The sequence below is a fragment of the Streptomyces sp. Pv4-95 genome (assembly GCF_045782725.1).
In the GTDB taxonomy this organism is placed as follows: domain Bacteria; phylum Actinomycetota; class Actinomycetes; order Streptomycetales; family Streptomycetaceae; genus Streptomyces.
In genome coordinates this window covers 8,365,286-8,388,698 of the sequence record NZ_CP127172.1, presented here as the reverse complement: position 1 = coordinate 8,388,698, position 23,413 = coordinate 8,365,286, and the positions used below count along the sequence as shown (strand labels likewise).

The following is a 23,413-nucleotide window of genomic DNA, read 5'->3' as shown; positions in this document are numbered from 1 at the left end:
ATGTTCATGCGCTCTGGCAGCGTGAGGCGCTGGCCCCGTCTGCCCACGCGGTTACGCGGGCGGACGGGGCCGCGGGCACCATCTGGTGCGACGTGCCGTTCTCAGCCGTCGGCGGGCGGCGCCATGAGCTGCTCGCCGATGCTGGCCTCCAGAGCAGCGATGCGCCGGTCGACTTCGCCAGAACGCGGGGCGCGTCGGGCCGGGTGGCGGGCTGCCCCACATGCGGCGAGATGATGGCGTCTGCCCGTGTGCGGTGTGGAAGCCACTTTGACCGATTACCGGCCCGTGCGCGTGCGCGACCCCTTGTTCTGAGTGCAGCGCGCGGGCATCGCGCGGCTCGTCAGTGACGTAGCCGGGCGGCTGCGGCCAGAATCGGGGTGCTCACGACGGTGGCTGCGGCGCCGAGTGTGGTGTCGGTGGCCAGGATCCACCGGACGGTCTTCATGGCCAGGGTGAGGACTTCGCTGCCGCGCCGGCGCATGCCGGCCTCGAAATGGTCCACGGCGTCGGTGAGGGTGGTGGTGCCGTCGGCGGCGGCGCTGACATGCGTGAGCAGGCTGGCGGCGTCGCGGATGGCCGCGCCCGCTCCCATTCCGGCGGTGGGCGGTGTGGCGTGGACAGCGTCGCCCAGCGCGGTGATACGACCCGCAGGCCAGGGCGCGAGATCCTCCGCGCGGGTGGAGGCGGCGTTGAAGCGGAATCCGGCCACGCTGTGCGGGTCGGCTTGGGCGATGACCTCGAGTGGGTGCTCGGCCCAGCCCCGCTCGCGGAATCGGCCGAGCAGCGCGGCCTGCAGTTCGCCGCCACGCAGGTCGCGCAGGGAATCGGTGCTGGTGGATTCGGGGAACATGGCGCCCCAGATGTAGGTGGGGCCGGTGGTGACCGACATCCGCAACTCGGGAGCGTCGAGCGCGGTGTTGCCGACCGGGTCAAGGAAGCCGACGTAGAGCGCTCCTCCGCGCGGGCCGATCGCCAGCCCCGATCGTGGCCCAAGTCGCTGATGCTCGCCGGGGCTGAGGTCTCGCCGGAGGGTGCGGCCGGAGAACCCGATAACGCCCGCCGGTCTGTTGGTCGGGCCTGCCGCCAAGTGGCGAGCGACTACCGAGTGGGTGCCGTCCGCGCCCACCACCAGATCCGCTGAGACCGGCGCCCCATCGGTGAACCGCACTCGGGGCGCGCCGTGGTCATCGTGGCCGACGCCGGACACGTTGCATCCCAAGTGCAGGCCATCTCCGACGGCTTCGGCCAGCAGCATCCGCAGGGTGATCCGATCGACGTCGATACTTGCACTGTCGCTGAGGTCCGGCCCGCGGCCCAGCAGCCGGCCTCGGCGATCCCAGAACGCGTCGCGCCCGCGCAGTCGCAGCGCCGACCCCGATGCCAGCAGCCGCTTCATGATCTTCGGTTCCACCAGATCCTTCAGCGCCGACTGCGCCCGCTCATCCAGGGTGATGTGGTAGCCGCCCGTCGCCGCCACATCGGTGTCTCGGTCGAATACCGCCACCTCAAACCCCCGGCGACGCAGCCCCGCCCCCAATGCAAGCCCGCCGATCCCGCCACCAACCACGACTACCCGCATACCCGACACCGTCCTTTTCGCCGCTGCTCACTGAACAGAGCCCACCGTGACATCGGTAGTGGACACCGAGTGGCCACTACCGTTCATGATGGGACAATGGCGAACACCTCACACCGGGCGTTGCGGCTGTTGTCTCTGCTCGGAACGGGACGGCAGTGGTCGCTGCGCGAGCTCGCCACCCGGCTCGGGACCAGCGAACGCACTGTCCGCCGCGACATCGAAACTTTGCGCGCGCTCGACTACCCGATCGCTACCATCCACGGCCCCGATGGCGGCTACCGGCTCGGAGCCGGGCGAACCCTGCCGCCGTTGCTGTTCGACCACGACCAGGCCCTCGCGATCGCGGTGGCCCTGCAGACCGCGCCAAGCACGATGTTCGGCCTCGGGGACGACGCGGCGCGGGCACTGGCGGCGCTGCACCAGGTCATGCCCCCTGCGCTGCGGGCATCCATGGAGTCCCTGCGCCTGACCAGGCTGCGGAACTATTGGGAGTTCCCCGCGCCCCCCATCGACCCCGCCGCCCTCACCGCCGTCGGAACCGCGGTACGCCACCGCCACCTCCTCGTCACCGAGACACTGCGTCCCGACGGCACACGCCCCGAACCCAGCGACCCCGACTACCTGCCCGCCCACCGCATCGAGCCGCACCACCTGGTCGTCTGGGCCGCCCGGTGGTACCTGGTCGCCTACGACCTCACCGACAATGAATGGCGAGTGCGCCGCGTCGATCGGCTGCACCTTCGCCCCACCACGCAGCACTTCGCTGCCCGCGTGCTACCCCACCCCGACCTCGCCCACTTCGTGATGAGCACCTACGACCGCGGCGACACCCCCGCCGCCTGGCAATGCACCGGCACCGCCCGGCTCAACCTGCCCGCTCACATCGTGGCCCGCTGGGCACCGGGCGGCTCCGTCGTGGAATACCTCGACACCGAGTATTGCCGGCTCACTCTCGGCGCCTGGTCCTGGGCCGGCATCGCCGGCATCCTCGCCACCTTCGACACCGAACTCACCGATCTTCACCCACCCGAACTCGTCCACGCATGCCGCCGTCTCACACGCCGATGGGCCACTGTTGCCGACACCGAGAACCTCGGTCCTTCTCATGAATGAGTAGTTCTGAGAGTTCACGCCCCAGGGCGAACAGAGTCCTGTTCGTCCCCGATCTTCATTCTCAAAACCTTCCGCAAAGGAGTTTCGGAGGAGGCTCCCGGCACGGCCAGCCCGAGACCGCCGTACCCACCGTTTGCCATCGCACCGCATGACGCGCACGGCGGGGAGGCTCGGCGTCTCCTCCCCCGACCAGCCGGACACGATCGCCAGCACACCTGGTCCGTGCAGGGCGGCGGTGCGGCGCGTTCGGGATGACGCGTCACGGGCCGGCGGGTCGTCAGAAGTCGTACGGCTTCCTGGTGTTCCAGTTCAGGACGTCGGCCTCGTTCCAGCTGAACTGCGTCTTGTCGCCCTGAATGTGGACCGAGTAGGAGGGGCCGTCGTGGCCGTCCGCGCCGCGCAGGGCGATGGCGAACGACTGCGCCGTGTGGTTATTCGAGCCGTAGTCGAAGAGGTTCACCGCGCTGTATGCCTTGCTGCCGGGCTGGAGCGTGATGTGGTTGTCGCCGCCGGGGTTGTCCTTCTTCGAGTGCGGCAGTGCGGCGCTGTCGACGTCGCCGAGCTTCACGGTCGGGTACGAGGTGACCCAGCATGGCTTGGTGCGCTTGTTCGACGCGGTGACCAGCAGGTGGTCGCCCTGCTGCCCGGCGAACCGGTGCACCGCGGTGAGCAGCATCTCGTCGCCGCGGCACTGCTGGGCGCCGGACGTTGTGCCCTTGCCCGCGACCTCACCCGTCCCGCCCGAGGCGGTTGTCGAGCGCGCACCCTCCTTGGTGTCACCGCCGCTGTTGGCCTGCTCGGCTCCGCCCTTGCCGTCCCCGTTGGACACGGACCGGCTCTCCGCGCTACCGGCGGCGTTGTCGCCACCCGCCGACTTCGAGCCGCCGTCGGCGCCGCCGCAGGCGGTCAGGCCCAGCGCCAGCGCGGCGGTGACGGCGGCCAGTGTGGCGGTACGAATCCGGGAAGTACGCATGATCAGGTTCCCCCTGCGCTTCTTGCGGGAGCTTCCTTGGGCCGTTCCCGCGGTGTGGACACCACCTTTCCCGGGGCCACTGACGTCCTGGAAACGCCTCACTCACGTCCCGCAAACAAACCGTGCGAACGGATGAGGCCTCGGCCGCGGGGGTGGCATGGAGTTCCCGCAGCCCTGGCGTGACACCCGGGCTGCGTCGCCCTGACCGGAGACCTGATGGAGGCAGCGTTGCGCGGGTTGGTGAAGCGAGGGCATCGACCTGGCTGTTCGGCCTGCTTGGGCAGGCAGAAAATCAGGATCCACATCACGGCGAGGGTGCCACCGACCCACCAGAGGACACCGCTAAACGCATCGTGGTTGACCAGCCGTCAGGTGGCCACCAGTGGCGGAGAGGAGCACGAGGGCGGTCAGCGCGGGGCCCCGAGGGCAATGCCCGATGCATTGCGGTGTTGAACAGGCTCGAGGCGGAACCGGCGTTATCGTGCGGGGGGTCAGTCACCTTCGGTGCGGCCTGAGACTCACTGCGGTGACGGCCGGGACGGCCATGGCCCTTGGAGAGATTGTAGGCGACCGCTTACCCAGTGAGCAGCCTGCCCATACGCGGCGGCGGATTCGCAGTCTCGTCATGCAGGGGCTACGGCTGGCCAGCTACCAACTCGTTGGCGGCTTTGAGGGCAAGGTGCCAAGGGTATCCCTCCCCACGCCGTTCCCCGGGTTGGTTCGGTTCGAACCCGCCCGGTCCGTAGAGCACGCTGACCCCTGCGCCCCGCAAGGTCTCGATCGATAGGTCGAACTGCGGGTGCTGGACGTAGGCCGCGTTCACACATGGCATGGCCAGCATGGGGACCCCTTTGCCGATGCCCTCGGCAACCACCCCGATGACGAAGTGGTTCGTGAGCCCAAGCGCCCACGAGTTGATCGAATTGAACGTGGCGGGGGCGAACAAGATGACGTCAGCCGGCGGCCACGCATCCGTCTCACCAGGCCACTTGTACTGCGACCGTACGGGCCGGCCCGTCAGATCCTCCAACGCGACGGTGTCGCCGGCGAGCCAGCGTGCAGCCATTGGCGTCAACCCGACACACACGTCGAACCCGCTCTCTTGAGCGCGGCGCACCACGTCCGGGAACTCGTGGACGGGCGGAGCAGCGGACCCGAACAGATACAGCACACGGCGCGACATGGGGCCATCCCACCACACGCCCCAGCCCCGAGCCGTGAGGTGCCGGGGCGGAAGCACTGCTCTCGCATTCGACACCTGGGTATGTTCGAAGTGGCTGCGAGGAACTGGAGACCTGTATGCCTTCACTCGACGACGATCACACTGGCGCACGCATCAAAGAGCAACGGCGATTGGCGCATCTCACACAACGGGAACTGGCCGCGCTGCTGCCGTACTCGTACAGCCTCCTCAACCAGGTTGAATGCGGGGCTCGGGCAGCGACGCCCGACTTCATCGCCGCGGTGGCCAATGCGCTCCGCATCGACGTCACTGCCCTGACAGGACAGCCGTACGTGACCGAACTCCAGCAGGACCGCCTTGCCGCACTGGTGCGGCCCATCCGTGAGGCTCTGGACCTCTACGACCTCGGCGCCGACCCGGAGGTGGTTCCCCGGCCCGCCGTTGAGCTGGTGGCTGCGGCCGAGCGACTCTGTCAGACGGTACGGGCCACTCGTCTCCGGCGTGCGGCAACGGAACTTCCTGTACTGGTTCGGGAGCTGACATCTGCGGCCTGGACAACGCCGTCGACCACGTTATGGCAAGCCCTCGCCTCGACGTACCGCACCTCACATGACATCGCCATCAAGCTCGGCTACTACGATCTTTCGAGTGTGGCTCTCGACCGTATGGCCTGGGCTGCGGACCGTGCTTCGGATCCCTGTCTGTCTGCCGTCCGCCAGTACATGCGCGCACTGGTGTACTTCCGTGAGGGTGAATACACAATCGGACAGCGTCTCATTGGAGCTGGCCACGGGCTGTTGAACGGGCCGGCCGAGACCCGCGAGTTGATCGCTGTCAGGGGCCAGCTGCACCTGGGGGCCTCCGTGATTGCGGCCCGGGCCTGGGATCGCACCGCCGTCGAGTCGCATTTGCAACAGGCCGGCGAGTGTTCGGGGCGTACGGGCGATGCCAGCGATGTGCACTGGCTCTCCTTCGGGCCGACCAATGTGCTGCTGCACCGAATGTCGGCGGCTGTCGAGATGCGGCTTTATGACGATGCACTCGTCCAAGCGCGGCAGATCCACCTTCCTGCCGACCTCGCCACGTCCCGGCGGGCGCACTACCTGATCGACCGTGCCCGTTCGGAGATGGAGACGGGCCGGAACGCGGCCGCGCTGGCTAGCCTGGTCAAGGCGCGGCATGCCGCTCCGGAGCAGACGCGCTACCACCCCGGTGCCCGAGAAACCATCAGCGGTCTGGTGCATGCCGGCCGCCGCACACCTGACACCCTCGGTCACATGGCGGCCTGGATCGGCATGTAGCCGCCCCTCTGCACGCCGTTGGCCGCCGCTCACAAGACTGTGAGCATTGTGAGCACGCCTGGACTCCAAGCTGGCCCTACCTGATCGACGACGGACGGGATGGGGCCGCCGGAATGAAGACCAAGCGCATGCCGCACGCAGGCGAGGTGGGACCTCTCGAGCAACTGCTTCCGATCGACGCCGAAACCATCGGTGAGACGATCCGCCGGGCGCTGGGCATGGGCGCAGCTCCCCTCGACGCCGAGGCGATGGCTGAGGTGGAGGAGGTACTGAGCGGGCACATCGGGCTACTTCTCCCGGAGGTCCGCAAAGCAGCCGAGCAGCTGCCGCCCTCTAGCGCCGAGGCACACCGCCTACGGGCACGGCTCGACTGTATCCAGCAGCAGAGCCAATTACAGGCCCACCACGCGCTTCGTGTGCATGTGCAGGTCCAGCTGCTCGCACGCGACTGCCACTGGCTGTTGGCCCGGCACATTGGCGAGGTGTGCCGATGAGCGCAGAACGGGCGCCGCTGGCTTACGTCTACGACCGGTGCGCGTCCCGATCCAAGCGCCATCTCGACATGCGGCTCATCGGATGCCACACCTACGCCGACCACAAGGGATGGGTCCTCGCCGGGCGCTGGCTCGACCTTGGTGATGCTGCCGTCGACTGCGCCCGGCCACAGCTCGGCGAGCTGCTGGCTGCTATGCGTGCAACAGCCCCCGGCCGCGAGGTGCTCTGCCTGGTCCACAACTGGGGCCGCCTCGCTCACGACGTCCAGCACCGCATCGCCATACAGCAGCGCATCGCGCAGGCCGGTGGCTACTCGGCCACTACCTTCGACGAGTCCGACCAGCGCGCCCGCGAGGTCCTCACCGGAGTCCGTTATGCCTGAGCAGCGTCGCACCCGCCTCGTCGTGACCTACCTGACGTGCCTCGCTGCCCTGGCATTCGTCCTCGCCGTCGGCATCGCCGGGGGTGGGCATGGCTGACGGCGAACGCTGCAACTGCTGCTCGACGCTGCGCTCGTTGCCCCCGGCTCGGGCTTCCGTGTTCGTCATTTCCTTCCTCACTTCGACATTCAGGATGGCCGCCGCGGCAGTTATGAAGCGAACAGGGGGCCTCACAACTCGCACGGAAGCCGTCATTTCGGGGGTGACCATGGCCGGCTCTCGACGAACGCGCGGATCCTCGCGTGTGGGCGATGGACGATGCGGCAACCCCAACCAGCGCCTCCCGGCCCATGCCGCGTCACCGGCGGGCCGGAGATCACGACGGACCGGCGACGCCAGACCACTCTCTAACCCCGCCGACAGCCCAAGAACAGAATTACCGATCACGAATCGAGTTCGTGTTTACATCCACGCCCTGAATTCGACCCGGATCGAATGTCCCGATCGCTCGCCGGGAGGGGCTGGATGAGGAATGACTGCGCGCGATGACCGCGAGATCACGCCGCATGCGTCGAGTCCGGCCGCGAGCTCGGATTGCGCATCGGGCTGCTGAGACAAACGCATGCAGCCACGTCACTGCGTGCGTGGATCCGGGCCTCCCACGGCTGCAGGCCGCCCCACGAAACGACGTACGCGACGTGACGTGCTCACAGCTCCGGTGACACTCACCTGCCCCACCGCGGCCCCGGTGCAGCACCGAACACCACCGCTGCGTCCTCATTCAAGCGGGCCGCCACGCCGACCCGTCAGATGCTGTCCAGGGCAGATACCAAACTCGCCACCGTGATGGTGTTGAAGACGAACGCGATGACCGCATTGGCCGTCACGGTCCGGCGCATCTCCCGGGACGTCACCGTGACGTCGGTGGTACCGAATGTCGTCATGACCGAGAAGGCGAAATAGACGTAGTCGACCCAGACCGGGCTGTCCTCACTGGGGAAGCCCAGTGCCCGCTGGTCCTCCACAAGGTTGTCGGCCTGGAAGGCGACCGCGAAGGACACGGCCACGCAGATCCAGGCGACGGCGACCATGGTGAGGGCGATCGCCGCTCGGGGAACCGGTTCGAACGCGGAGCCGATGTGCCCGGGGCGCCACACCACGGCCACCACGAGCGCGGCAGCGGCGATGAAGAGGGAAACACCCGGTCCGGGCGCCGTGCCGTAGACGTAGCGCTGGAGCACCGTGCCCCGCGTCGAACGACGCGCCCAGGTGTGCACCCGCTCCGGGGATGCGGTCGAGAAGGTGACGCCCGTGATCACGAGATAGGGCAAGAGATAGGCGAGCAGCAGCAGAACGGCCAGATCCGCGCCCGAGATCTGCACCCAGCCGCCGTCGAAACCGAGGAGGAGAGCTGACGCGCCCGCGGCGATGAAGGCGCTCACCGTAGATCGGCGGCGTTCGGAGAGCCACTGGTTCCGACGGCGTGGAGGGGGTGGCTGATGCACGGGCGAGCTCCTGGGGCCGTTCAGCTGCGGGTCCGCTCAGCCGTGGTCCGCCCGGTGCGGCCGAACGCGAGGTCGATGATGCGTCGCCAGTTGACGGGCGGTGCGGGTGCGACGACGCCCGGGCGGTCGCGCGGTAGCAGGACCCGCAGCGCACCCGGGCGCAACGTGCACACGACCGGGGTGGGCATCCGCAGCGCCTCGCCGTCGACCGCCACGGGCATCTCGTCCATGTCGGCGGTCACGTGGACGCGCTGGGCGGTCAGGACGGTCAGCCCTGCGGATTGCGAGCCCCGAACGGCGACGTCGGCGGCCTGCGCCGCATCCTCCACCCGAATGCTCAGCACCCCCAGTTCGCCGCCGTCGAGCCGGGGCCGGCGGCCTCCGGCACCGAGCTCATCAGGTGAGGCGTACGGGTTGTTGCTGACCAGCAGCGCCTGCTGGGACGAGAGCTCCGTGCCGTCGATGCGCCCGTCGAGCCGGCGCACGTGCTCGCCGAGCAGCAGGTCCGGCATGAGGGTCAGCGCCGTGCCCGCCTTGTCGTCGCGGTACTCGGGACGTTGCACGACATCGGCGTACACCCCGAACGACACGGTGTTGACGAAGGCGCGGCCGGCGACGTCACCGAGGTCGACCCTGAGCTCCTCGCCATCGGTCAGGGCGTCGAGGCAACGGGAGGGGTCGGAGCGGTCGAGGCCCAAGTCCAAGGCGAAGTGGTTACGAGTGCCGGCGGAGACCACGAGGAACGGCAGGTCGTGCTCGGCGGCGACCGCCGCGACCAGGGCCTGAGTGCCGTCGCCGCCCGCGACGCCGAGCAGGTCCGCGCCCTCGGCGACGGCCCGTCGGGCCAGCGCGGCGACGTCGGCCGGGGCGGACGGGTCGAGCAGGATCACCCGTGCGCCGAGCTCTTCCGCTCTCTCGGCCAGCCTGAAGCGGCCGACCTTCCCGCCGCCGGATTTCGGGTTCATGATCAGGACCGGCCGTTTCGGTGGGGACACGGCGATCGCCCGCATCGGCCTCTCCGGGCGTGCTCTGCGCAGCGCAGCCCGGGCGCAGGCCAACGCCGCACCCCAGCACAGGGACAGGGCCAGAGCCGTCACCCACAGCCCGTCGTATGCCAGGAGCACGACGACGGCGACGGGTGCCGCGATTGCGAGAAGCGCACCGAGCAACCGCACCGAGCCGCGGTGCGCCACGAACCACCAGATGCCGATGCCGCAGATCACCAGGCCGAGGAACCCGGCCCCGATGACCACCAGTCCGCCCTCTCCCAGCGCGAGGAGAAGCACGACCACCGCGCCGATGGCCGCAAGCATGGCCAGGCGCGCCAGCCACCGCGCGGTGCTCCCGGCCGAGCCGGTAGTGCGCGTCGCTCCCATGGTTTCCTCTCCATGCCCTGCGTGACCGCGAGCCGGTCCGGGGCACCAGAGTGCACATTCCGGGGCCGGCGAGCATCTCAGCGGGGCCAACCGGACGGCCGACCGCTGTGTACCCCAGCGCTTCAAACCCCGCGTGTCGCTGTCGCTAACCGCGCCCAGCATCTGCCGACGACCTTGTGCTGCCGAGTCACCCGAGCGCGAAGGCGGCCGGGACGGAAAGCAGGCCCGGGGTGTGGAACGGGTACCCATCGAAGGCCACGTCCGACCACAGCGCGTACTCGCTCCCGGAAACGGTGGGTGCGAACAACGTGAGTGCGGTGCAGAGGAGCAGTCCGCCGCCCACGGACCACAACCAGCCCCCTGCGATTGAAGCCCGGCCAGAAGGAGGAATAGAGCAGCACGGGAAAGACGCACGTCGCCGCGACGCCCACCGAGAAGGTGACCAGGAACTCGACCGGGTAGCGGTGGACCGAGGCGGACAGCGACACCCCTCCGAGGCCCACGACCGCTACGACGACACGAAGCGTCCGCACCTCTTCCTGCATCGGAAAGGGGGGCGCTTGGTCCGGGCAAGGACGTCATGCGTGAGGGAGACGGCGGCGGCGAAGGTCACGCTGGTCACCGCCGTCAGTACGGTCAGGAATGCGACGCAGGCTATAGCGGTGATGAGGACCACGCGTGCCGGCGACCCGTGGTCCAGGACATCGGAGGCAAGCAGGATCGGGGCCGTCTGGCCGTTCGCGTCGACCGCGCCGATCGTCTCGCCTCCGACCACAGCCGCCGCCGCGAATCCGGCCGTGATCAGAAGGAGGTAGAAGGCTCCTGCCAGTCCCACGGGCGATGCTCGTGGCCAGTCAGGCAGCCCGCCCGCTCCGTGACGCGGAGACGCGGAGACGCGGAGAATGAGATGCGGCATCGTCGCCAGGACCGAGGATCACGACTATGTGATCGCTGATCGTGTTCAGCGGCCCCAGGCCCGCCGTGTGCGCCCAGAGCCCGCGGCACGGGGTCGCCGTCGGGACTGACGAGCACTGAGCCTCTGGCGGGACGGCCGGCGATGACGTCCTGGCTCGTCAGCGCTGGTTCGGTCCGGTCGGGGGCCGGTGCGTCGTGGTGCAGGACGCGAGCCGTGTGACGGTGCAGGGTGAGCGTCCCAATCTGGGAGAGCTCACCCAGCGTCACGGTGGGGACGCCGGACACAGCAGGCGCCGGGGCGGCGCCCAATTGTGGCAATGCGTTACGGAGGGAATCGCGTCGCGCCTTCATGGCGGTCGCCGACTTGAGCTGGGGATCGAAGGGAGCGTGGCACGCTGTCCGGGTTCGGTACACGGGGCCGCGGGGTGAAGTCGACCTCCTCGTCGAGCAGTTCGGCCAGCGGCGCTCGTCGGACGATCTCTGCATCCGTGGCCGAAGCACCCTGCCCTTGCAGTACTGCGCCCGCAGTGTGCCGACGTAGCGAGGCAGCCCGTCGGCCGGTCCTTCACTAGCATGTTCGGGCCCGGGGGGCGGCGTGACCGTTGACGCACAACACGCCCATGGGCGGGCCGTTGTCCCTATTTGGGCGTTGCAGAGCCCATAGGTGCACGCCATTACCGCTTCCGACGGGCCTCCCGCGGTCAGTCCCCACCGCCGCAACCGCCGCAACCTCCCCCACCGCCACCGAAGTCATCGTGCCGACCGAAGTCGCCGCCGGCCCCGTCGTGGTGGCTGCTGGAACCACTCGATGACGAGGAGTCAGGGATAGAGTTCCATAGGAACCGCAGAAGCCAGAACGCCCCGACTGCCAGCCAGAACCACCCAATCGGTGTCGATAGCGCCACGTCTACGAGGAAGCCCAAAAAGTCTTCAACTTCATGGCCGCTCACAGCCCCACCTCCCTGAGCCAGAAGGCCCGGACCAACCATGCTGACATAGAGGGGTTATGAGGGGTAACCCTTTCGTCGTGTGGGCCTCTGCGCCCGGTAGAAGACCGGGCGGTAGGAGCTACACGCACCCGCGCCGTGAGCTTTTATCCGTGTTGCAGCTCCCACAAGGGGCCGTAGAGAAGGCGTGCCACACAGCATCCGAAGCCTTGACCATGGCCATTGCGGTCGATTCGCCTCGTATCTTCGAATGCCGTCGCGGGGCCCGTACTGGAGCTACCAGTCCGCCGCCACCGGCAAAACCACGCAGATCTGCCTCACCCGCATCTACCGCGCCACCTACTGCATGCTCGGCCGGCAGTCCAGCGCCTCGTTCTCCCTCGGCAGGATGAGGTCCGTGACCCGAGCGCCCTGTCATCAAGCCTCCCACTCCCAGCTGCGGTCCCTCGATGCCCGGCGGACCTCTACGTCGTACTGAGTGACATCGAATCGAAGCTCTGGGAGATCAACATGGTCCTCATCCGGGTTGCGCCAGCCGCTCCAGATCACGTGTTGCCCTTCGCGCCTGATCGTCACGTAGACAGCGCCACAGCATCCTTCCGTGCACTCGGCCTCGGCAAGCCGAATCTCGCGGGGGATGACTGTCGCCTGAAGCGGCGCATCCGGCCCCAACAGAGACCGAGGACCAACTGCCGGCCCCTCGTCGAACACATCGGCCAAAATGTCGCGTCCGTTGATGATCGGTCGGCATTCCACGGCGCCGTGTCGGCTTCCCAACGAGGGCACGACGACGCGGAGGGACAACAAATGCGGCTGGGTGGTCATTGGCTGATGCTCTCGCAGTCAGTGGCAGTTGTCCTGCGTGTTCTGCTTTGCCGGCCACGAGCAGAGGCAGAGCAGGGGCACATTCCCTTTCGCTCGTCTGATGTGCATAGCCGCGCGCCGCGGCGAGCAGCCCGGCATGGGCGTCGATCTGTGCGACGCGGCGGACGGAGTCCACGGGGCCGCGGTGGACGGCACGGGCCCAACGCCGGATCATTGGCGATCTCGGTGTTGAGAGCCCGAGTCTGCCCCTCCTGTTCGGACAGCCTGCGCACCCTGACCGGCTCTGCCATCAGACTCCCCCGTGCTGATCGGTCATGTCACCGCAGACGGCCGACGTGAGGCCACCTTGCACCAACCCGGTGTTCGATCCCGGTCACACCAGGAGCACGACAGGAGCGTGACCCAGTTCATAAAGAAAGGGTGACAGGGCGTTGTCGCGGGCCGCTGAGACTGTCGACGGCATGACGATCACAGATGAGGACTGCCTCCCCGAGACCCTGGGGTTCAACGAGCAATTTGAGGCTGCCGCCGCGAGCCGTCCAGCTCGCGGGCAGGCGCCCAGCGCCGCCACGCTGGCGCTCCTGCGACGCAACCGGCTCTGCGGCGACACGCCACCGGTAAGACTGCAGCACGGCCAAAACCGCGTCGTTGAGGGCGCAGTGAAGGTACGGGTCTTCGTGCCGGACCACGTCGACGGCGTGTACCTGCACATCCACGGAGGCGGCTGGGCATTCGGGTCCGCGGACGGACAGGACGAGCGGCTCTGGCGGCTCGCCGAGCAGGCACGGCTGGCCGTGGTGAGCGTGGACTACCGCCTCGCGCCGGAACACCCGTTCCCCGCCGGGCCCGACGACTGCGAAGCGGCAGCCCGGTGGCTGGTGAAACACGCCGCGGCCGAGTTCGGTACCGACCGGCTGCTGATCGGCGGTGAATCGGCCGGTGCCCACCTCAGCGTCGTGACGCTACTGCGCCTTCGCGAACGGCACGGCATCACCGGCGCGTTCCGGGCAGCTCACCTGCTCTTCGGCCCCTACGACCTGTCGATGACACCAAGCCAGCGGAGGTTTGGCCCCCGACAGCTGCTGAGCAACACCGACACGCTTCGGGGCGGCTATGAGCTGTTCACACCGGGGATGGGGGAAGAGCAGCGCCGTAGCCCGGAGGTCTCGCCCCTGTTCGCGGACCTGGCCGAGCTGCCGCCCGCCCGGATCGTCGTCGGCACCGAAGATCCTCTGCTGGACGACTCGCTGTTCCTGGCCGCACGGTGGCAAGCGGCGGGTGCGCCTGTGCAGCTCGGTGTCGTCGCCGGCGCGATGCACGGCTTCACTCTGTTCCCCCTGACCATCACCGAGCGGGAACTACGGCGAGAGCGGGACTTCCTGGCCTCCGCGTGACGGTAGCGTCGGCGACATGAACCGCACTGCCCGGCTGTATGCCATGGTGGAAGAGTTGCGCGCGGCGGCGCCGCGGCCCCTGACGGTCGCGGCGCTCGCCACGCGGTTCGAGGTAAGCACACGCACAGTGCAGCGCGACCTTCAGACACTGATGCAGACCGGTGTCCCGGTGCGCTCCATACCCGGGCGAGGCGGCGGCTGGTCGATCGACCCTGAGATGACCCTGCCCCCGATCCACCTCACCGCTGATGAAGCCTCGGCACTGACCGCCGCGCTCGCCGCGGCCGACGCCTCCACCCCCTACGCCAGCGCGGCCCGCACGGCGGCTCAGAAGATCGTGGCCTCGATGGCCGGCCCCGCCTCGGCGGCGGCCCGAGAACTCGCCGCACGGATCGTTACCCTGCCGACGCACGGCGACTCCGCGATCCGTACCGCAGTGGAGCACGCCCTCGCCAACAACATGGTGCTGCAGCTGTCCTACACCGACGCAACAGGACACGAAAGCAACCGCGTCGTGGAACCAGCCGGACTGCTCACCGCCGACGGACGCTGGTACCTCATCGCCTGGTGCCGCACACGCCGGGCCGGCCGGGGCTTCCGGCTCGACCGGATCGCAGCAGCGGCTCCAACCGACGAAGAGGCACAGCCCCATAACCTGACCGAACTACTACTCAACTCGGCCGCCGCCGGCGCAATACAACCCACCGCACTGGCCTCACTCACACCCACACGATGAGAATCCGAAGGCACCAACCCGGCGCACCTTCCCGGTCACGGCACCAAGGCCTGTCCGGCGGATCAGGCGACTTCCTCGCCCTGAGCTCGTTGACGTCTCCATGGGGCGGGGAGGTCTCACGAACGAGGAATGGGACCGGCTGAAACCGCAGCTGCCGAAGTCAGGCAAGCGGGGAGGCGTTGAATGAACCGTCGCAGGATCATCAACGCCCCGGCGCTGCAGGTGGATGTACCTGTGAGCACCGCCCAGGCGCCCGCCGGCCGCGACGAAGCCCGGCTTCGAGGGCGGGCATCTCGTGGCCCCCACCTTCTCGCTGCGTGAGCCACAGAACCGTGCCACCGACGGCAAGACCCCGGTGGCCATCCCGCTCTGGACCACCGCGACCGAAGACCTTCACGACATCTCCCCGACCGCTCATCAGTGTTTTAGCAGTTCAAGGGCACACTGCACGGCACGATGCCGCCGACAGGCCATCCAAGCAGGTGCTATCACTGGCACCTCGACCGTTTTGCAAGCACTCGACAGATGGATGGCGGCGTGACTGAAGTAACGCTGTTCCTCCGGGAATATGCGAAGACCCGTCGGGACGTGGGGGCCATCGCCCCGAGCAGCGCCCGGCTGTGCAGGGCCCTCACCCGGTACATGATCCCGAACCCCGGCCGCTCCCGCGCAGTACTCGAGGTAGGGCCCGGTACCGGAGCGGTGACCCGCTATATCACCGGCTCACTCGGCCGGCTGGACACCCTGGATCTGATCGAGGCCAACCCCCGCTTCGCCGCCCTGCTGCGACACACCTACGACGGTGACCCGAGACTGCGCATCCGCACGGGCCTGATCCAGGAACACGACCTCGGCTCCTACGACACCATCGTGTGCGGCCTGCCGTTCGCCAACTTCGACGCCCGCACGACGGAAGAGATTTTCGACCGGCTCCTGCGGTCCCTGCGGCCCGGCGGCACGCTGTCCTTCTTCGGGTACATAGGAGGCGACACCATACGCCGGACGCTCGTTGATGGAGCCGAGCGCGAGCGCACCCTCGTTGGACTCGGCGTACTGCGCCGCATACTGCATCGCCACACTTTCCGCACCGAAACGGTACTGGGAAACCTACCCCCGGCCCGCGTCCACCATCTCGCGCCGGTCAACCCACCAGCTCACCCCGAGTCAGCACACTCCTGCGACTGCCGCGAAACGTCTCCCTGAACCTCCTGCCGGCAGCACAGCCGGAGCGGCATAGCCCGACACAGCCCCGAGCACCGCGCCTTCGACCAGGCCAGCGGTGCTCGGGGCATGCGTGAGAGCGCCCAGTCCGCCGGCCTCCCGCCCAACACGCTCCAGCTCTCCCGGCACCACACCCGGCAGCGGAGAGACTCCCCCGGGCTACCAGGGGTGACGCAACGCCGCGGATGAGCTGGCCGCAGCGCAAGCCTCCGGGGCTTCTCCCGGCCCCCGGCATCGGCTGACGGCCCTGTTCACCACACCTGCGCTGGGACAGGAATACATCAGCGGCCTGGAGCCCGCGATCGTCGCCCACGCCGATCATCCCGCCGTCGCCCCGGCCCTACACCGGGTCACCGAGCGGCAGATCACCTACCTGACTGACCTCTACACCGACCCGGTCCTCTCCCCCACCTCAGCCCGGCGTCAGGCAGTCACCACGTACGCCGCCTATCCCGGATGGATCGAACTGCGCCGTTCCGCCTGCGACATGGTGCCCGAAGTCGCCGCCACCGCTACCGCCGCGCTTGAGCACCTCCTCACTGAGCTGGCCCGATCCGGCAAACACCAGACGGCGTCGGGGTAGAGGCACCACCGATCGCCCCGCCCCGGCATGTCGATGGGGACTCGCGGCTCCGGGGCGGGGGCGTCCTCCGTGGTGACGGTGTGGTTGAGCAGGAGGTCGGCGACGGCGGTGCGGAGGCGCCGCGGCTGACCTCTTTGTCACCGGCGAGGGCGGCGATGTGGAGCGGCCCTCCAACCTGCCGCATCCGTTGACCACCGCGGATACGTGTTCTGCCGCGGTCACGCCCTGCGGGCGGGTACCGAGCGACGTACCGCAAGGCAGGGGAGCCGGCGGCCAGCACTGCGACACCGGAGATCACCGACGAGGCTGACAAGGCGAAGGCGAGGACGAGGCAGCCGGCCAGCCCGACGACCGGGACCCGCCGCTGACGAACCGAGCGATCAGCCCAGTTGACCTCGAACACCTCGACCCGGCGAGCCAGCAAATAGCGGGAGAGGGCAGCTCCGTAGCTGCCGGACCCTTCCACCCCGGCCCTGTGCACCGTAGCCAGCCGGCTGACCCACTCCCAGAGTTCCCGATAGCCCACCGCCGTGGCGGGAAAGGACGCGGTGCCCATGACCACGCCTAGCGTGGAGATCGCGACGGCCACATGAACATCCCTGTGCGTATCCACACCAAGTACAGCACCGACGAGCCCATGCTCTCCATGGCCCTACGGCGGCGCGAGGGGAAGGGAATGAGCCTGCGCAACATCTTCAAGCGGCTCGTCCTCACCACCGGCGCGAAAAGGGGCAGCACCCCTCACCAGCGAACGTCATGCGGATACTGCGCGAACACGACGAACGCACGGCCGCGGCCTTGGCGACATAGAGAAGTCAGCGCAGTGGATCCGCCAGGCCTCAAGATCAACGACTGGAGGCTCTTGGGCTTACCCCGGCGCTACCCCCTTACGGTCGGGTGAGAATTTCGGCTCCGCTGTCGGTGATGGCGATGGTGTGCTCGCTGTGCGAAGTTCGGCAGCCTGTCGCGCTGCGCAGCGTCCAACCGTCGGCGTCGGTGACGAGTGTGGCAGTGTCGGCCATGACCCAGGGCTCCAGGGCGAGCAGCAGCCCGGGGCGCAGCTTGTATCCGCGGCCGGGCCGTCCGGTGTTCGCGATGTGCGGGTCCTGGTGCATGGTCGAGCCGATGCCGTGGCCTCCGAACTCGGTGTTGATCGGGTAGCCCGCCTTGCTGAGGACCGTGCCGATGGCGTGGGAGAGGTCGCCGATGCGCGCCCCAGGCTTAGCGGCGGCGATGCCGGCGGCGAGTGCGCGTTCGGTCGTCTCGATCATCGCGACGCTCTCCGATGGCCTGGCCTTGCCCACCAGAAAGCTGATCGCGGCGTCCGCGGCCACCCCGCCCCTGGCCACGGCGAGGTCGAGAGTCAGCAGATCCCCGTCTGCCAGCCTGTAGTTGTGAGGCCGCCCATGAAGCACTGCGTCGTTGACGGCCGTGCAGATGTAGTGTCCGAACGGGCCGCGCCCGAAGGAAGGCGCGTAGTCGACGTAGCAGGACTGCGCTCCCGCCCCGGTGATCATCTCCTTGGCCCACTGGTCGATGTCCAGCAGGTTCGTCCCGACCGTGCTGCGCTGCTTCAGCGTGTGCAGGATGGTTCCGACCAGGGCACCGGTGCCCCTCGCCCGCTCCAGCCGCGTGGAGTTCAGGATCTCGATCATGGGGGACCTCTCATGTACGTCCAATAACTATCCCGGTCTAACTGTACCGGTATTAGAATGGGGTCATGGTCAGGTTGCCGCTCACCCCCGCCGAGGTAGAACGTGGACAGCGCCTTGGCGCCCTGCTCCGCCGAGCCCGGGCCTCCCGCTCGATGCTGGACGTGGCGCTCGCTGCGCACATCTCGCCGGAAACTCTGCGGAAGATCGAATCCGGCCGTGTGGCTACCCCCGCCTTCCCAACCATCGCAGCGATCACCGACACCCTCGGGCTGTCTCTCGACGCCGTCTGGGCCGAGATTAGCCAGGCCGAGCGAACCGTCGAGGATCAGTCGGTCCGGCCTGTCACACGGCATCCATCGCTGGTTTCGTAACACCGCACTCAGGGAGTCGGCGGTTCACTCACCGCGCTGTGCCGGTACGCCTGCGCGCACGCTGATCACCTCGTCACCAGCCCGAGCACCGCCTAAAGGTTGTCCCGTAACTGGTGGGGTGGTTGGTGCGTTGGCTGGGTATGGGTGGGGTGATCTCAGCGGGTGATCCGAAGTGGATCGAGCCGTTCTCCGGGCTGACCGAGGTGCAGTTCGCCAGGCTGGTGGCGTTGGTGCGGCGGCGCGGGGGCGACGTTCAGCGCGGTCGTCCCTGGCGGCTGACGCTGGAGGACCGGGTGTTGCTGGTGGCGACGTACTGGCGCACGAACCTCACGTTGCGGCAGGTGGCGCCGCTGTTCGGGGTTTCGAAGTCTGCAGCCGATCGCATCCTCGATCACCTGGCGCCTTTGCTGGCCCTCTCGCCGGCCCGCCGACCACGCAAGGACACCGTCTACATTGTCGACGGCCCTGGTGCCCACCCGTGACCGCAGCGTGGCCACGTCCAGCAAGAACTATCGGTACTCGACGAACCTGCAGGTCGTCATCGACGCCAACAGCCGCCTGGTGGTGACGATCGGCCTGCCGTTGCCCGGCAGCCGCAACGACTGCCGGGCGTTCACGGAGTCCGGCGTCGACCGGGCCTGCCGCGGCGCTCCGACCCTCGCCGACGGCGGATACCAAGGCACCGGCCTGCTCATCCCGCACCGCAAACGACGAGGTCAAACGCACCTCAGTCCTCACCAGGAAGCAGAGAACGCTGTCCACCGCCGGGCCCGAGCGCGCGTGGAACACGCCCTGTCACGGCTGAAGAACTGGAAGATTCTGCGGGACTGCCGGCTCAAGGGCGACGGCGTTCACCAGGCCATGCTCGGCATCGCCCGGCTCCATAACCTGGCCCTCACTGGATAACTCACACCCCATACGGGACAACCTCTAGTCGCCGGGGTCCAGGTCGGTAACGGCGATCTCCCGGTCGGGCAGCGGGTGGGCGTCATCGCGGGCTCGCAGGCTGTCGAGCATGAGTGCCAAACAGCGATCCGCGCTGCGACGGGTGAGTTCGGCGCGCAGGCCGGGGACCGGCCGCAGCAGCAGGGCGATCATCAAGGCCAGATCGCCTGTGTCCACATCCGGGCGCAGGTCTCCGTCGGCCTGGGCCCGGCGGACGAGCCGATCGAGGATCTTCAGCAGGATCTGGCGCAGCCTACGGTTCTCGGGGTCCTCCTGGAGATCGGCCCACGTGCTGGCGAACCAGACCGACAGCCAGGTGGCCAGGCGCAGTTCGGCGGCGGCCTGAACCACGAACCGCGTCAGTGCCCGCCAGGCGTCGGGCTCCTCGTCCTCGGCCGCGCGGGCGATTGCGACGACGCGGTGAAAGCCGTCCAGCGCAACCCCTCGAATCAGCGCGTCCCGGTCCGGGAAGCGGCGGTAGAGGGTGCCGGTCCCGACACCGGCGCGGCGGGCCACCTCCTCTGTCGGCACGTCCGGGCCCCGCTCGGCGATAAGGGCCCGGGCCGCCTCGATGATCTGTTCACGGTTGAGCCGGGCATCGGCTCGCAGCTCGCGTCCGGAAGTCGAAGTTGTCACCGCAGCAGTATATGTGAGACGCCATCAGCCATATACTGCTCCTAAGTGACGGGTTCTCTATCAGATAGGGGTCAGAGATGGATCTCGACGCAATGCTGCACCGGATCGGGCACCAGGGCGGTGTGACTCCCGACCTGGACACGCTGTTCGCCCTGCACCGGGCCTGGCGGCGCACGGTGCCCTACGAGAACCTCGACATTCAGCTCGGCCGGCCCATCAGCCTCGATCCCGGTGCGCTGTTCGACAAGCTCGTACGGCGCAGGCGCGGTGGTTACTGCTACGAACAGAACGCGGGCCTCGCCATGTTGCTGCGCCTGGCCGGGTTCGAGGTGACGATGGTCGAGGGCGGTGTCCTGCGCGAGACCCGCGGAGACGCGATGTGGGGCAATCACAACGCGCTGCTCGTAGACCTCGACGGCCGGCGCTGGCTGGCCGACGCCGGTATCGGAGACGGCTTCCTGGAACCGCTGCCGTTACGCGAAGGGCTGCACACACAGGGGGAGTTCACCTATCGGCTGGAGCGAATAGCGCCGGACACGTGGCGCTTCCACCATCAACCGGGTGGGACGATCGCCTCCTACGACTTTCGCCTCAAGCCGTGCCAGCCCGCCGACTTCGTCGTCCGCTCGCGCGAGCTGTCCACGTCCCCGGAATCGCCCTACGTCACCACACTGATCGCCGCATTGCCGGCCACGGGGCACACCTTGTTGCTGCTGTCACGTACGGTGCGGCAGATCGGCGCCGAAGGCAGGAGATCCTGGACCATCAGTGGCCCGGACAAGTTCGCCGCAACGCTCTCCCAGCGGTTCCTCGTCCCGCTCGACGACATCGGACGGGACGGAGTCGACCGACTCTGGGAGAAGGCGAGCGCCCAGAACGACCTCTGGCGGACCCGTGCTCAGGACGACGGCTGACCCCACAAGGTGAAACGAGGACGCCAAGGTTCAGGCTGGTGGTGGCACCGTCTAAGGCGCCTGGATGAAGGCCAACGCGGTGCGGGCAGAGCGTCGCGCTCTGCCCGCCCACTGGGTGCGTGCGGCGCTCCATGTGAGGCGCCCCATGAGGGTCCCTGGTCGGCCCGGGTCCCTCGGGGGCATGAGGCCGGACCAGGCTCGCCGAGCGCCACACGGACGGACACCGAGGCGCCTCGCGGCAGGGATGTCTTCGTTCTTCCCTTCTCTTGTCGGGAACGGTCAGGCCACGGGCACCGAGCCTCTTCGGGCGTTGCGCCGGCTTCCGTTGACCAGATCGTTGAATCGGTCGACGGTCCAGATGGAGCGCAGCCCCAGCGGTCCCATCATCATCGGGCGTGGAAACTCAGGCTTCTTCATCCACAATCCCCCCAAGTCCTCGTGTCGTTCGCCATCGACGATCAGGTCGGCGATGAGGGACCCGACATAGGGCGCTTGAGCAAGACCGTGGCCGTTGCAGGCAATCGAGTAGAAAATGTTGTCGTCGATCTGCCCGGCGAGCGGAAGCCAGGACGAGGTGATCGCGATCCATCCTCCCCACGCACGATCGATCGCGACGTCGGACAGAGCCGGAAACCGCGTCGCGAAGGCTTCTGCGAGTTCTTCGACGAGCGCCGGGTCCGGCTCCTTCTGCGGAAGTGGAAACGTCGTGCCGCGCTCGAGCCGTCGGACGCCGAACACGATGGTGTTGCGCGGCGTCAGGCGGTAGTTCTCCATGATGTTGTGCTGGGTGACGAGTCCCGACCGACTGGTCCACCCAAGTGCCGCCAAACGGGCAGGATCGATGGGCTCGGTCTCCACCTCGATGACCCAGATGGGCACGGAAAGCCGTGGCGGAGTGATGTCCCACTCTCCCGCGTACGCGTTCGTCGCCAGAACCACTTTGTTCGCCCGCACCTCACCCTGAGGTGTGCTGAGGACCATTTGCCCGCGGTCGCGCCTGACGTCGGTGACCTTCGACCGCTCGAAGACTCGCGCGTTGGAGGAGAGCAGTGCGCGGCGCACACCCGAGGTGAACCTGCCGGGGTTCATGATTCCCCCGACTTTCTCGCGCATCCCGCCGAGGAATCCCCGGGGGATTCCGAGCTCTTCGCTCGTGCCCAATTCGACGTGACCGCCGGCGCGCTGAAGGATCTTGGCCACACGGCGCACTCGACCCATCTGTCCACGGGACACCGCCGCGAAGACGTTGCCCGTCCGTTCGTAGTCGCAGTCGATGTCGTGCGTCTTGATGAGCTCTTCCACGTGGTGCGCGGCGTGCTCGGCAAGTCGGACCATGCCGGGCATCTTCGTGCGGAACAACAGATTGAGGAGCTGAAGGTCCCCGCCTGGAGCACCGGCCACCTGCCCTGCGTTTCGGGAGCTGGCGCCGTGTCCGCAGAACTCGGCCTCCAGCAGCACCACGTCTTGACCACGTTCGGCCAGTCGGAGCGCCGTCGACATGCCTCCGAGGCCGCCTCCGACAACCGCGACCTCACAGGTGAGGTCGTCGGTCAGTGCCGGCAGGATGTCTGCGGGCGGATCGGCCCAGCCGCTGAAGGTGGTGTACTGCACGTTGTTGGTTTTCATCTGATTGCCTCTCCCGAACACGCTCTGATTCTCGGAGTGTTGCTCAGGCCCGAGCAACACTCCGTTCGTTCGACGCCGCCTCCGCACCCGTCGCCACGTTGTGGTTGTGCAGTGCGCGGTACGAGAGGAAGTAAACGAAGAGCTGGAATCCCCAGGTGCCGAGAGCGAGGATGTAGTGGGTGGTGCGGTACTCGTCGTCGCCCGCAATCGGGAAGAAGTCGTATATGAGTGCGATGGCGGTCCCCGCAGCGGTAACGAGCGCAGCGCCGATGGCCAGCCCCTTGGCACGGATCTTCCAGAGGCGCCACGAGAAATAGGCGAGGAACAGGGTCGTGAGCGCGTTGACGATGACGTAGTACGTTGCCGGACCGACGTGAAGCTCATGGCCGCGGAACTGCTGGAGATACAGCCCGACGGCGATGGCCAGCGCAAACACGCCTGTGTCGACCGCCCACGACGGCTTGTACCGGTGCGTGACTCGCATCAGGCCCATGACGAGAATCAGGGTGATGCCCACCGATCGCGAGAAGGCGTCGAAGAAGTACGCGATGGAGTACAGGATGCTCCCCTCGTCGCCTCCGAGGAGGGACCAGACGAGGAAGTTCGAGCCGGACGTGGCGACGATGATCCATTCCAGGCCGAGCAGGTAGTTGCCGTACTGTCGAATGAGTTTCCATCCGAAGAAGAAGCCGGCGAAAATCATCCAGAGATCGGCCAGCAAGAAGAGCAGTTCTTTCATG

22 protein-coding genes and 1 pseudogene are annotated in these 23,413 nt (G+C 67.9%); 10 read left to right on the top strand and 13 right to left on the bottom strand.

Annotated elements, in window-relative coordinates; all coding sequences use genetic code 11:
• Window positions 1-340 precede the first annotated feature (340 nt).
• Entirely contained in the window at window positions 341-1,579 is a 1,239-nt protein-coding gene (locus tag QOM21_RS36870; RefSeq protein WP_407555460.1) for an FAD-dependent oxidoreductase, read from the bottom strand.
• Between the two features lie 96 nt (window positions 1,580-1,675).
• Between QOM21_RS36870 and QOM21_RS36865 the strand changes: the two genes are divergently transcribed.
• On the top strand, window positions 1,676-2,692 hold the full coding sequence (locus QOM21_RS36865; protein ID WP_407555459.1) for a helix-turn-helix transcriptional regulator: 1,017 nt from the start codon (window positions 1,676-1,678) through the stop codon (window positions 2,690-2,692).
• Between the two features lie 277 nt (window positions 2,693-2,969).
• Here the strand turns inward: QOM21_RS36865 and QOM21_RS36860 are convergent, their stop codons facing one another.
• Window positions 2,970-3,665: a DUF4232 domain-containing protein gene (locus tag QOM21_RS36860; RefSeq protein WP_407555458.1), complete on the bottom strand. Its 696-nt coding sequence runs from the start codon at window positions 3,663-3,665 to the stop codon at window positions 2,970-2,972.
• A 634-nt stretch (window positions 3,666-4,299) separates the two neighbouring features.
• Window positions 4,300-4,848, bottom strand: coding sequence for a flavoprotein (locus tag QOM21_RS36855; protein WP_407555457.1), 549 nt, complete (start codon window positions 4,846-4,848; stop codon window positions 4,300-4,302).
• Between the two features lie 116 nt (window positions 4,849-4,964).
• On the opposite strand from QOM21_RS36855, the gene QOM21_RS36850 reads away from it, so the two are divergent.
• The 3 genes from QOM21_RS36850 to QOM21_RS36840 all read left to right on the top strand — a co-directional run bounded on the left by QOM21_RS36850 (window position 4,965) and on the right by QOM21_RS36840 (window position 7,026).
• Entirely contained in the window at window positions 4,965-6,149 is a 1,185-nt protein-coding gene (locus QOM21_RS36850; RefSeq protein WP_407555456.1) for a helix-turn-helix domain-containing protein, read from the top strand.
• Between the two features lie 113 nt (window positions 6,150-6,262).
• Entirely contained in the window at window positions 6,263-6,643 is a 381-nt protein-coding gene (locus QOM21_RS36845) for a DUF6415 family natural product biosynthesis protein (protein WP_407555455.1), read from the top strand.
• Complete coding sequence (locus tag QOM21_RS36840) at window positions 6,640-7,026, top strand: recombinase family protein (protein WP_407555454.1); 387 nt, start codon at window positions 6,640-6,642, stop codon at window positions 7,024-7,026. Before QOM21_RS36845 ends, QOM21_RS36840 begins: the two co-directional genes overlap by 4 nt.
• Here the strand turns inward: QOM21_RS36840 and QOM21_RS36835 are convergent.
• The 5 genes from QOM21_RS36835 to QOM21_RS36815 form a co-directional block, all read right to left on the bottom strand.
• Window positions 7,004-7,192, bottom strand: coding sequence for a hypothetical protein (locus tag QOM21_RS36835; RefSeq protein WP_407555453.1), 189 nt, complete (start codon window positions 7,190-7,192; stop codon window positions 7,004-7,006). The genes QOM21_RS36840 and QOM21_RS36835 overlap by 23 nt on opposite strands.
• 638 nt (window positions 7,193-7,830) lie before the next feature.
• Window positions 7,831-8,529: a DUF1345 domain-containing protein gene (locus QOM21_RS36830; RefSeq protein WP_407555452.1), complete on the bottom strand. Its 699-nt coding sequence runs from the start codon at window positions 8,527-8,529 to the stop codon at window positions 7,831-7,833.
• Between the two features lie 20 nt (window positions 8,530-8,549).
• A complete protein-coding gene (locus QOM21_RS36825; protein WP_407555451.1) occupies window positions 8,550-9,905 on the bottom strand; it encodes a diacylglycerol/lipid kinase family protein in 1,356 nt (451 codons plus the stop codon).
• A 508-nt stretch (window positions 9,906-10,413) separates the two neighbouring features.
• Window positions 10,414-10,740 (bottom strand): hypothetical protein, encoded by a 327-nt coding sequence (locus QOM21_RS36820; protein WP_407555450.1) that lies wholly within the window; start codon window positions 10,738-10,740, stop codon window positions 10,414-10,416.
• Between the two features lie 1,444 nt (window positions 10,741-12,184).
• Window positions 12,185-12,592, bottom strand: a complete 408-nt coding sequence (locus QOM21_RS36815; protein ID WP_407555449.1) for a hypothetical protein — start codon at window positions 12,590-12,592, stop codon at window positions 12,185-12,187.
• A 461-nt stretch (window positions 12,593-13,053) separates the two neighbouring features.
• Between QOM21_RS36815 and QOM21_RS36810 the strand changes: the two genes are divergently transcribed.
• From QOM21_RS36810 to QOM21_RS36800, 3 genes are all read left to right on the top strand, one after another.
• A complete protein-coding gene (locus QOM21_RS36810) occupies window positions 13,054-13,986 on the top strand; it encodes an alpha/beta hydrolase (RefSeq protein WP_407555448.1) in 933 nt (310 codons plus the stop codon).
• Between the two features lie 16 nt (window positions 13,987-14,002).
• Complete coding sequence (locus QOM21_RS36805) at window positions 14,003-14,722, top strand: helix-turn-helix transcriptional regulator (RefSeq protein WP_407555447.1); 720 nt, start codon at window positions 14,003-14,005, stop codon at window positions 14,720-14,722.
• Window positions 14,723-15,259: 537 nt separating this feature from the next.
• Complete coding sequence (locus QOM21_RS36800; RefSeq protein ID WP_407555446.1) at window positions 15,260-15,925, top strand: class I SAM-dependent methyltransferase; 666 nt, start codon at window positions 15,260-15,262, stop codon at window positions 15,923-15,925.
• A 554-nt stretch (window positions 15,926-16,479) separates the two neighbouring features.
• On the opposite strand, the gene QOM21_RS36795 is transcribed toward QOM21_RS36800, so the two are convergent.
• Complete coding sequence (locus QOM21_RS36795; protein ID WP_407555445.1) at window positions 16,480-17,139, bottom strand: transposase; 660 nt, start codon at window positions 17,137-17,139, stop codon at window positions 16,480-16,482.
• A gap of 274 nt (window positions 17,140-17,413) precedes the next feature.
• On the bottom strand, window positions 17,414-18,181 hold the full coding sequence (gene map / locus QOM21_RS36790; RefSeq protein ID WP_407555444.1) for a type I methionyl aminopeptidase: 768 nt from the start codon (window positions 18,179-18,181) through the stop codon (window positions 17,414-17,416).
• A 65-nt stretch (window positions 18,182-18,246) separates the two neighbouring features.
• Between map and QOM21_RS36785 the strand changes: the two genes are divergently transcribed.
• Together QOM21_RS36785 and QOM21_RS36780 are read left to right on the top strand one after the other, a co-directional pair.
• Entirely contained in the window at window positions 18,247-18,552 is a 306-nt protein-coding gene (locus QOM21_RS36785; protein WP_407555443.1) for a helix-turn-helix domain-containing protein, read from the top strand.
• A gap of 140 nt (window positions 18,553-18,692) precedes the next feature.
• Window positions 18,693-19,458 (top strand): annotated as a pseudogene (locus tag QOM21_RS36780) (transposase).
• 24 nt (window positions 19,459-19,482) lie between these two features.
• Here QOM21_RS36780 and QOM21_RS36775 read toward each other — a convergent pair.
• On the bottom strand, window positions 19,483-20,133 hold the full coding sequence (locus tag QOM21_RS36775; protein WP_407555442.1) for a TetR/AcrR family transcriptional regulator: 651 nt from the start codon (window positions 20,131-20,133) through the stop codon (window positions 19,483-19,485).
• A gap of 77 nt (window positions 20,134-20,210) precedes the next feature.
• On the opposite strand from QOM21_RS36775, the gene QOM21_RS36770 reads away from it, so the two are divergent.
• Window positions 20,211-21,047, top strand: a complete 837-nt coding sequence (locus QOM21_RS36770; RefSeq protein ID WP_407555441.1) for an arylamine N-acetyltransferase family protein — start codon at window positions 20,211-20,213, stop codon at window positions 21,045-21,047.
• Window positions 21,048-21,326: 279 nt separating this feature from the next.
• Here the strand turns inward: QOM21_RS36770 and QOM21_RS36765 are convergent, their stop codons facing one another.
• Complete coding sequence (locus tag QOM21_RS36765; RefSeq protein ID WP_407555440.1) at window positions 21,327-22,673, bottom strand: NAD(P)/FAD-dependent oxidoreductase; 1,347 nt, start codon at window positions 22,671-22,673, stop codon at window positions 21,327-21,329.
• Between the two features lie 43 nt (window positions 22,674-22,716).
• Window positions 22,717-23,412, bottom strand: coding sequence for a transporter (locus tag QOM21_RS36760; RefSeq protein ID WP_407555439.1), 696 nt, complete (start codon window positions 23,410-23,412; stop codon window positions 22,717-22,719).
• Window position 23,413 lies beyond the last annotated feature (1 nt).

Excerpts from the sequence above, each read along its gene's own strand:
- QOM21_RS36870 (WP_407555460.1), bottom strand. The coding sequence starts at position 1,579 with ATGCGGGTAGTCGTGGTTGGTGGCGGGATCGGCGGGCTTGCATTGGGG.
- QOM21_RS36865 (WP_407555459.1), top strand. The coding sequence starts at position 1,676 with ATGGCGAACACCTCACACCGGGCGTTGCGGCTGTTGTCTCTGCTCGGA.
- QOM21_RS36860 (WP_407555458.1), bottom strand. The coding sequence starts at position 3,665 with ATGCGTACTTCCCGGATTCGTACCGCCACACTGGCCGCCGTCACCGCC.
- QOM21_RS36855 (WP_407555457.1), bottom strand. The coding sequence starts at position 4,848 with ATGTCGCGCCGTGTGCTGTATCTGTTCGGGTCCGCTGCTCCGCCCGTC.
- QOM21_RS36850 (WP_407555456.1), top strand. The coding sequence starts at position 4,965 with ATGCCTTCACTCGACGACGATCACACTGGCGCACGCATCAAAGAGCAA.
- QOM21_RS36845 (WP_407555455.1), top strand. The coding sequence starts at position 6,263 with ATGAAGACCAAGCGCATGCCGCACGCAGGCGAGGTGGGACCTCTCGAG.
- QOM21_RS36840 (WP_407555454.1), top strand. The coding sequence starts at position 6,640 with ATGAGCGCAGAACGGGCGCCGCTGGCTTACGTCTACGACCGGTGCGCG.
- QOM21_RS36835 (WP_407555453.1), bottom strand. The coding sequence starts at position 7,192 with ATGACGAACACGGAAGCCCGAGCCGGGGGCAACGAGCGCAGCGTCGAG.
- QOM21_RS36825 (WP_407555451.1), bottom strand. The coding sequence starts at position 9,905 with ATGGGAGCGACGCGCACTACCGGCTCGGCCGGGAGCACCGCGCGGTGG.
- QOM21_RS36815 (WP_407555449.1), bottom strand. The coding sequence starts at position 12,592 with ATGACCACCCAGCCGCATTTGTTGTCCCTCCGCGTCGTCGTGCCCTCG.
- QOM21_RS36810 (WP_407555448.1), top strand. The coding sequence starts at position 13,054 with ATGACGATCACAGATGAGGACTGCCTCCCCGAGACCCTGGGGTTCAAC.
- QOM21_RS36805 (WP_407555447.1), top strand. The coding sequence starts at position 14,003 with ATGAACCGCACTGCCCGGCTGTATGCCATGGTGGAAGAGTTGCGCGCG.
- map (WP_407555444.1), bottom strand. The coding sequence starts at position 18,181 with ATGATCGAGATCCTGAACTCCACGCGGCTGGAGCGGGCGAGGGGCACC.
- QOM21_RS36785 (WP_407555443.1), top strand. The coding sequence starts at position 18,247 with ATGGTCAGGTTGCCGCTCACCCCCGCCGAGGTAGAACGTGGACAGCGC.
- QOM21_RS36770 (WP_407555441.1), top strand. The coding sequence starts at position 20,211 with ATGGATCTCGACGCAATGCTGCACCGGATCGGGCACCAGGGCGGTGTG.
- QOM21_RS36765 (WP_407555440.1), bottom strand. The coding sequence starts at position 22,673 with ATGAAAACCAACAACGTGCAGTACACCACCTTCAGCGGCTGGGCCGAT.
- QOM21_RS36760 (WP_407555439.1), bottom strand. The coding sequence starts at position 23,412 with ATGAAAGAACTGCTCTTCTTGCTGGCCGATCTCTGGATGATTTTCGCC.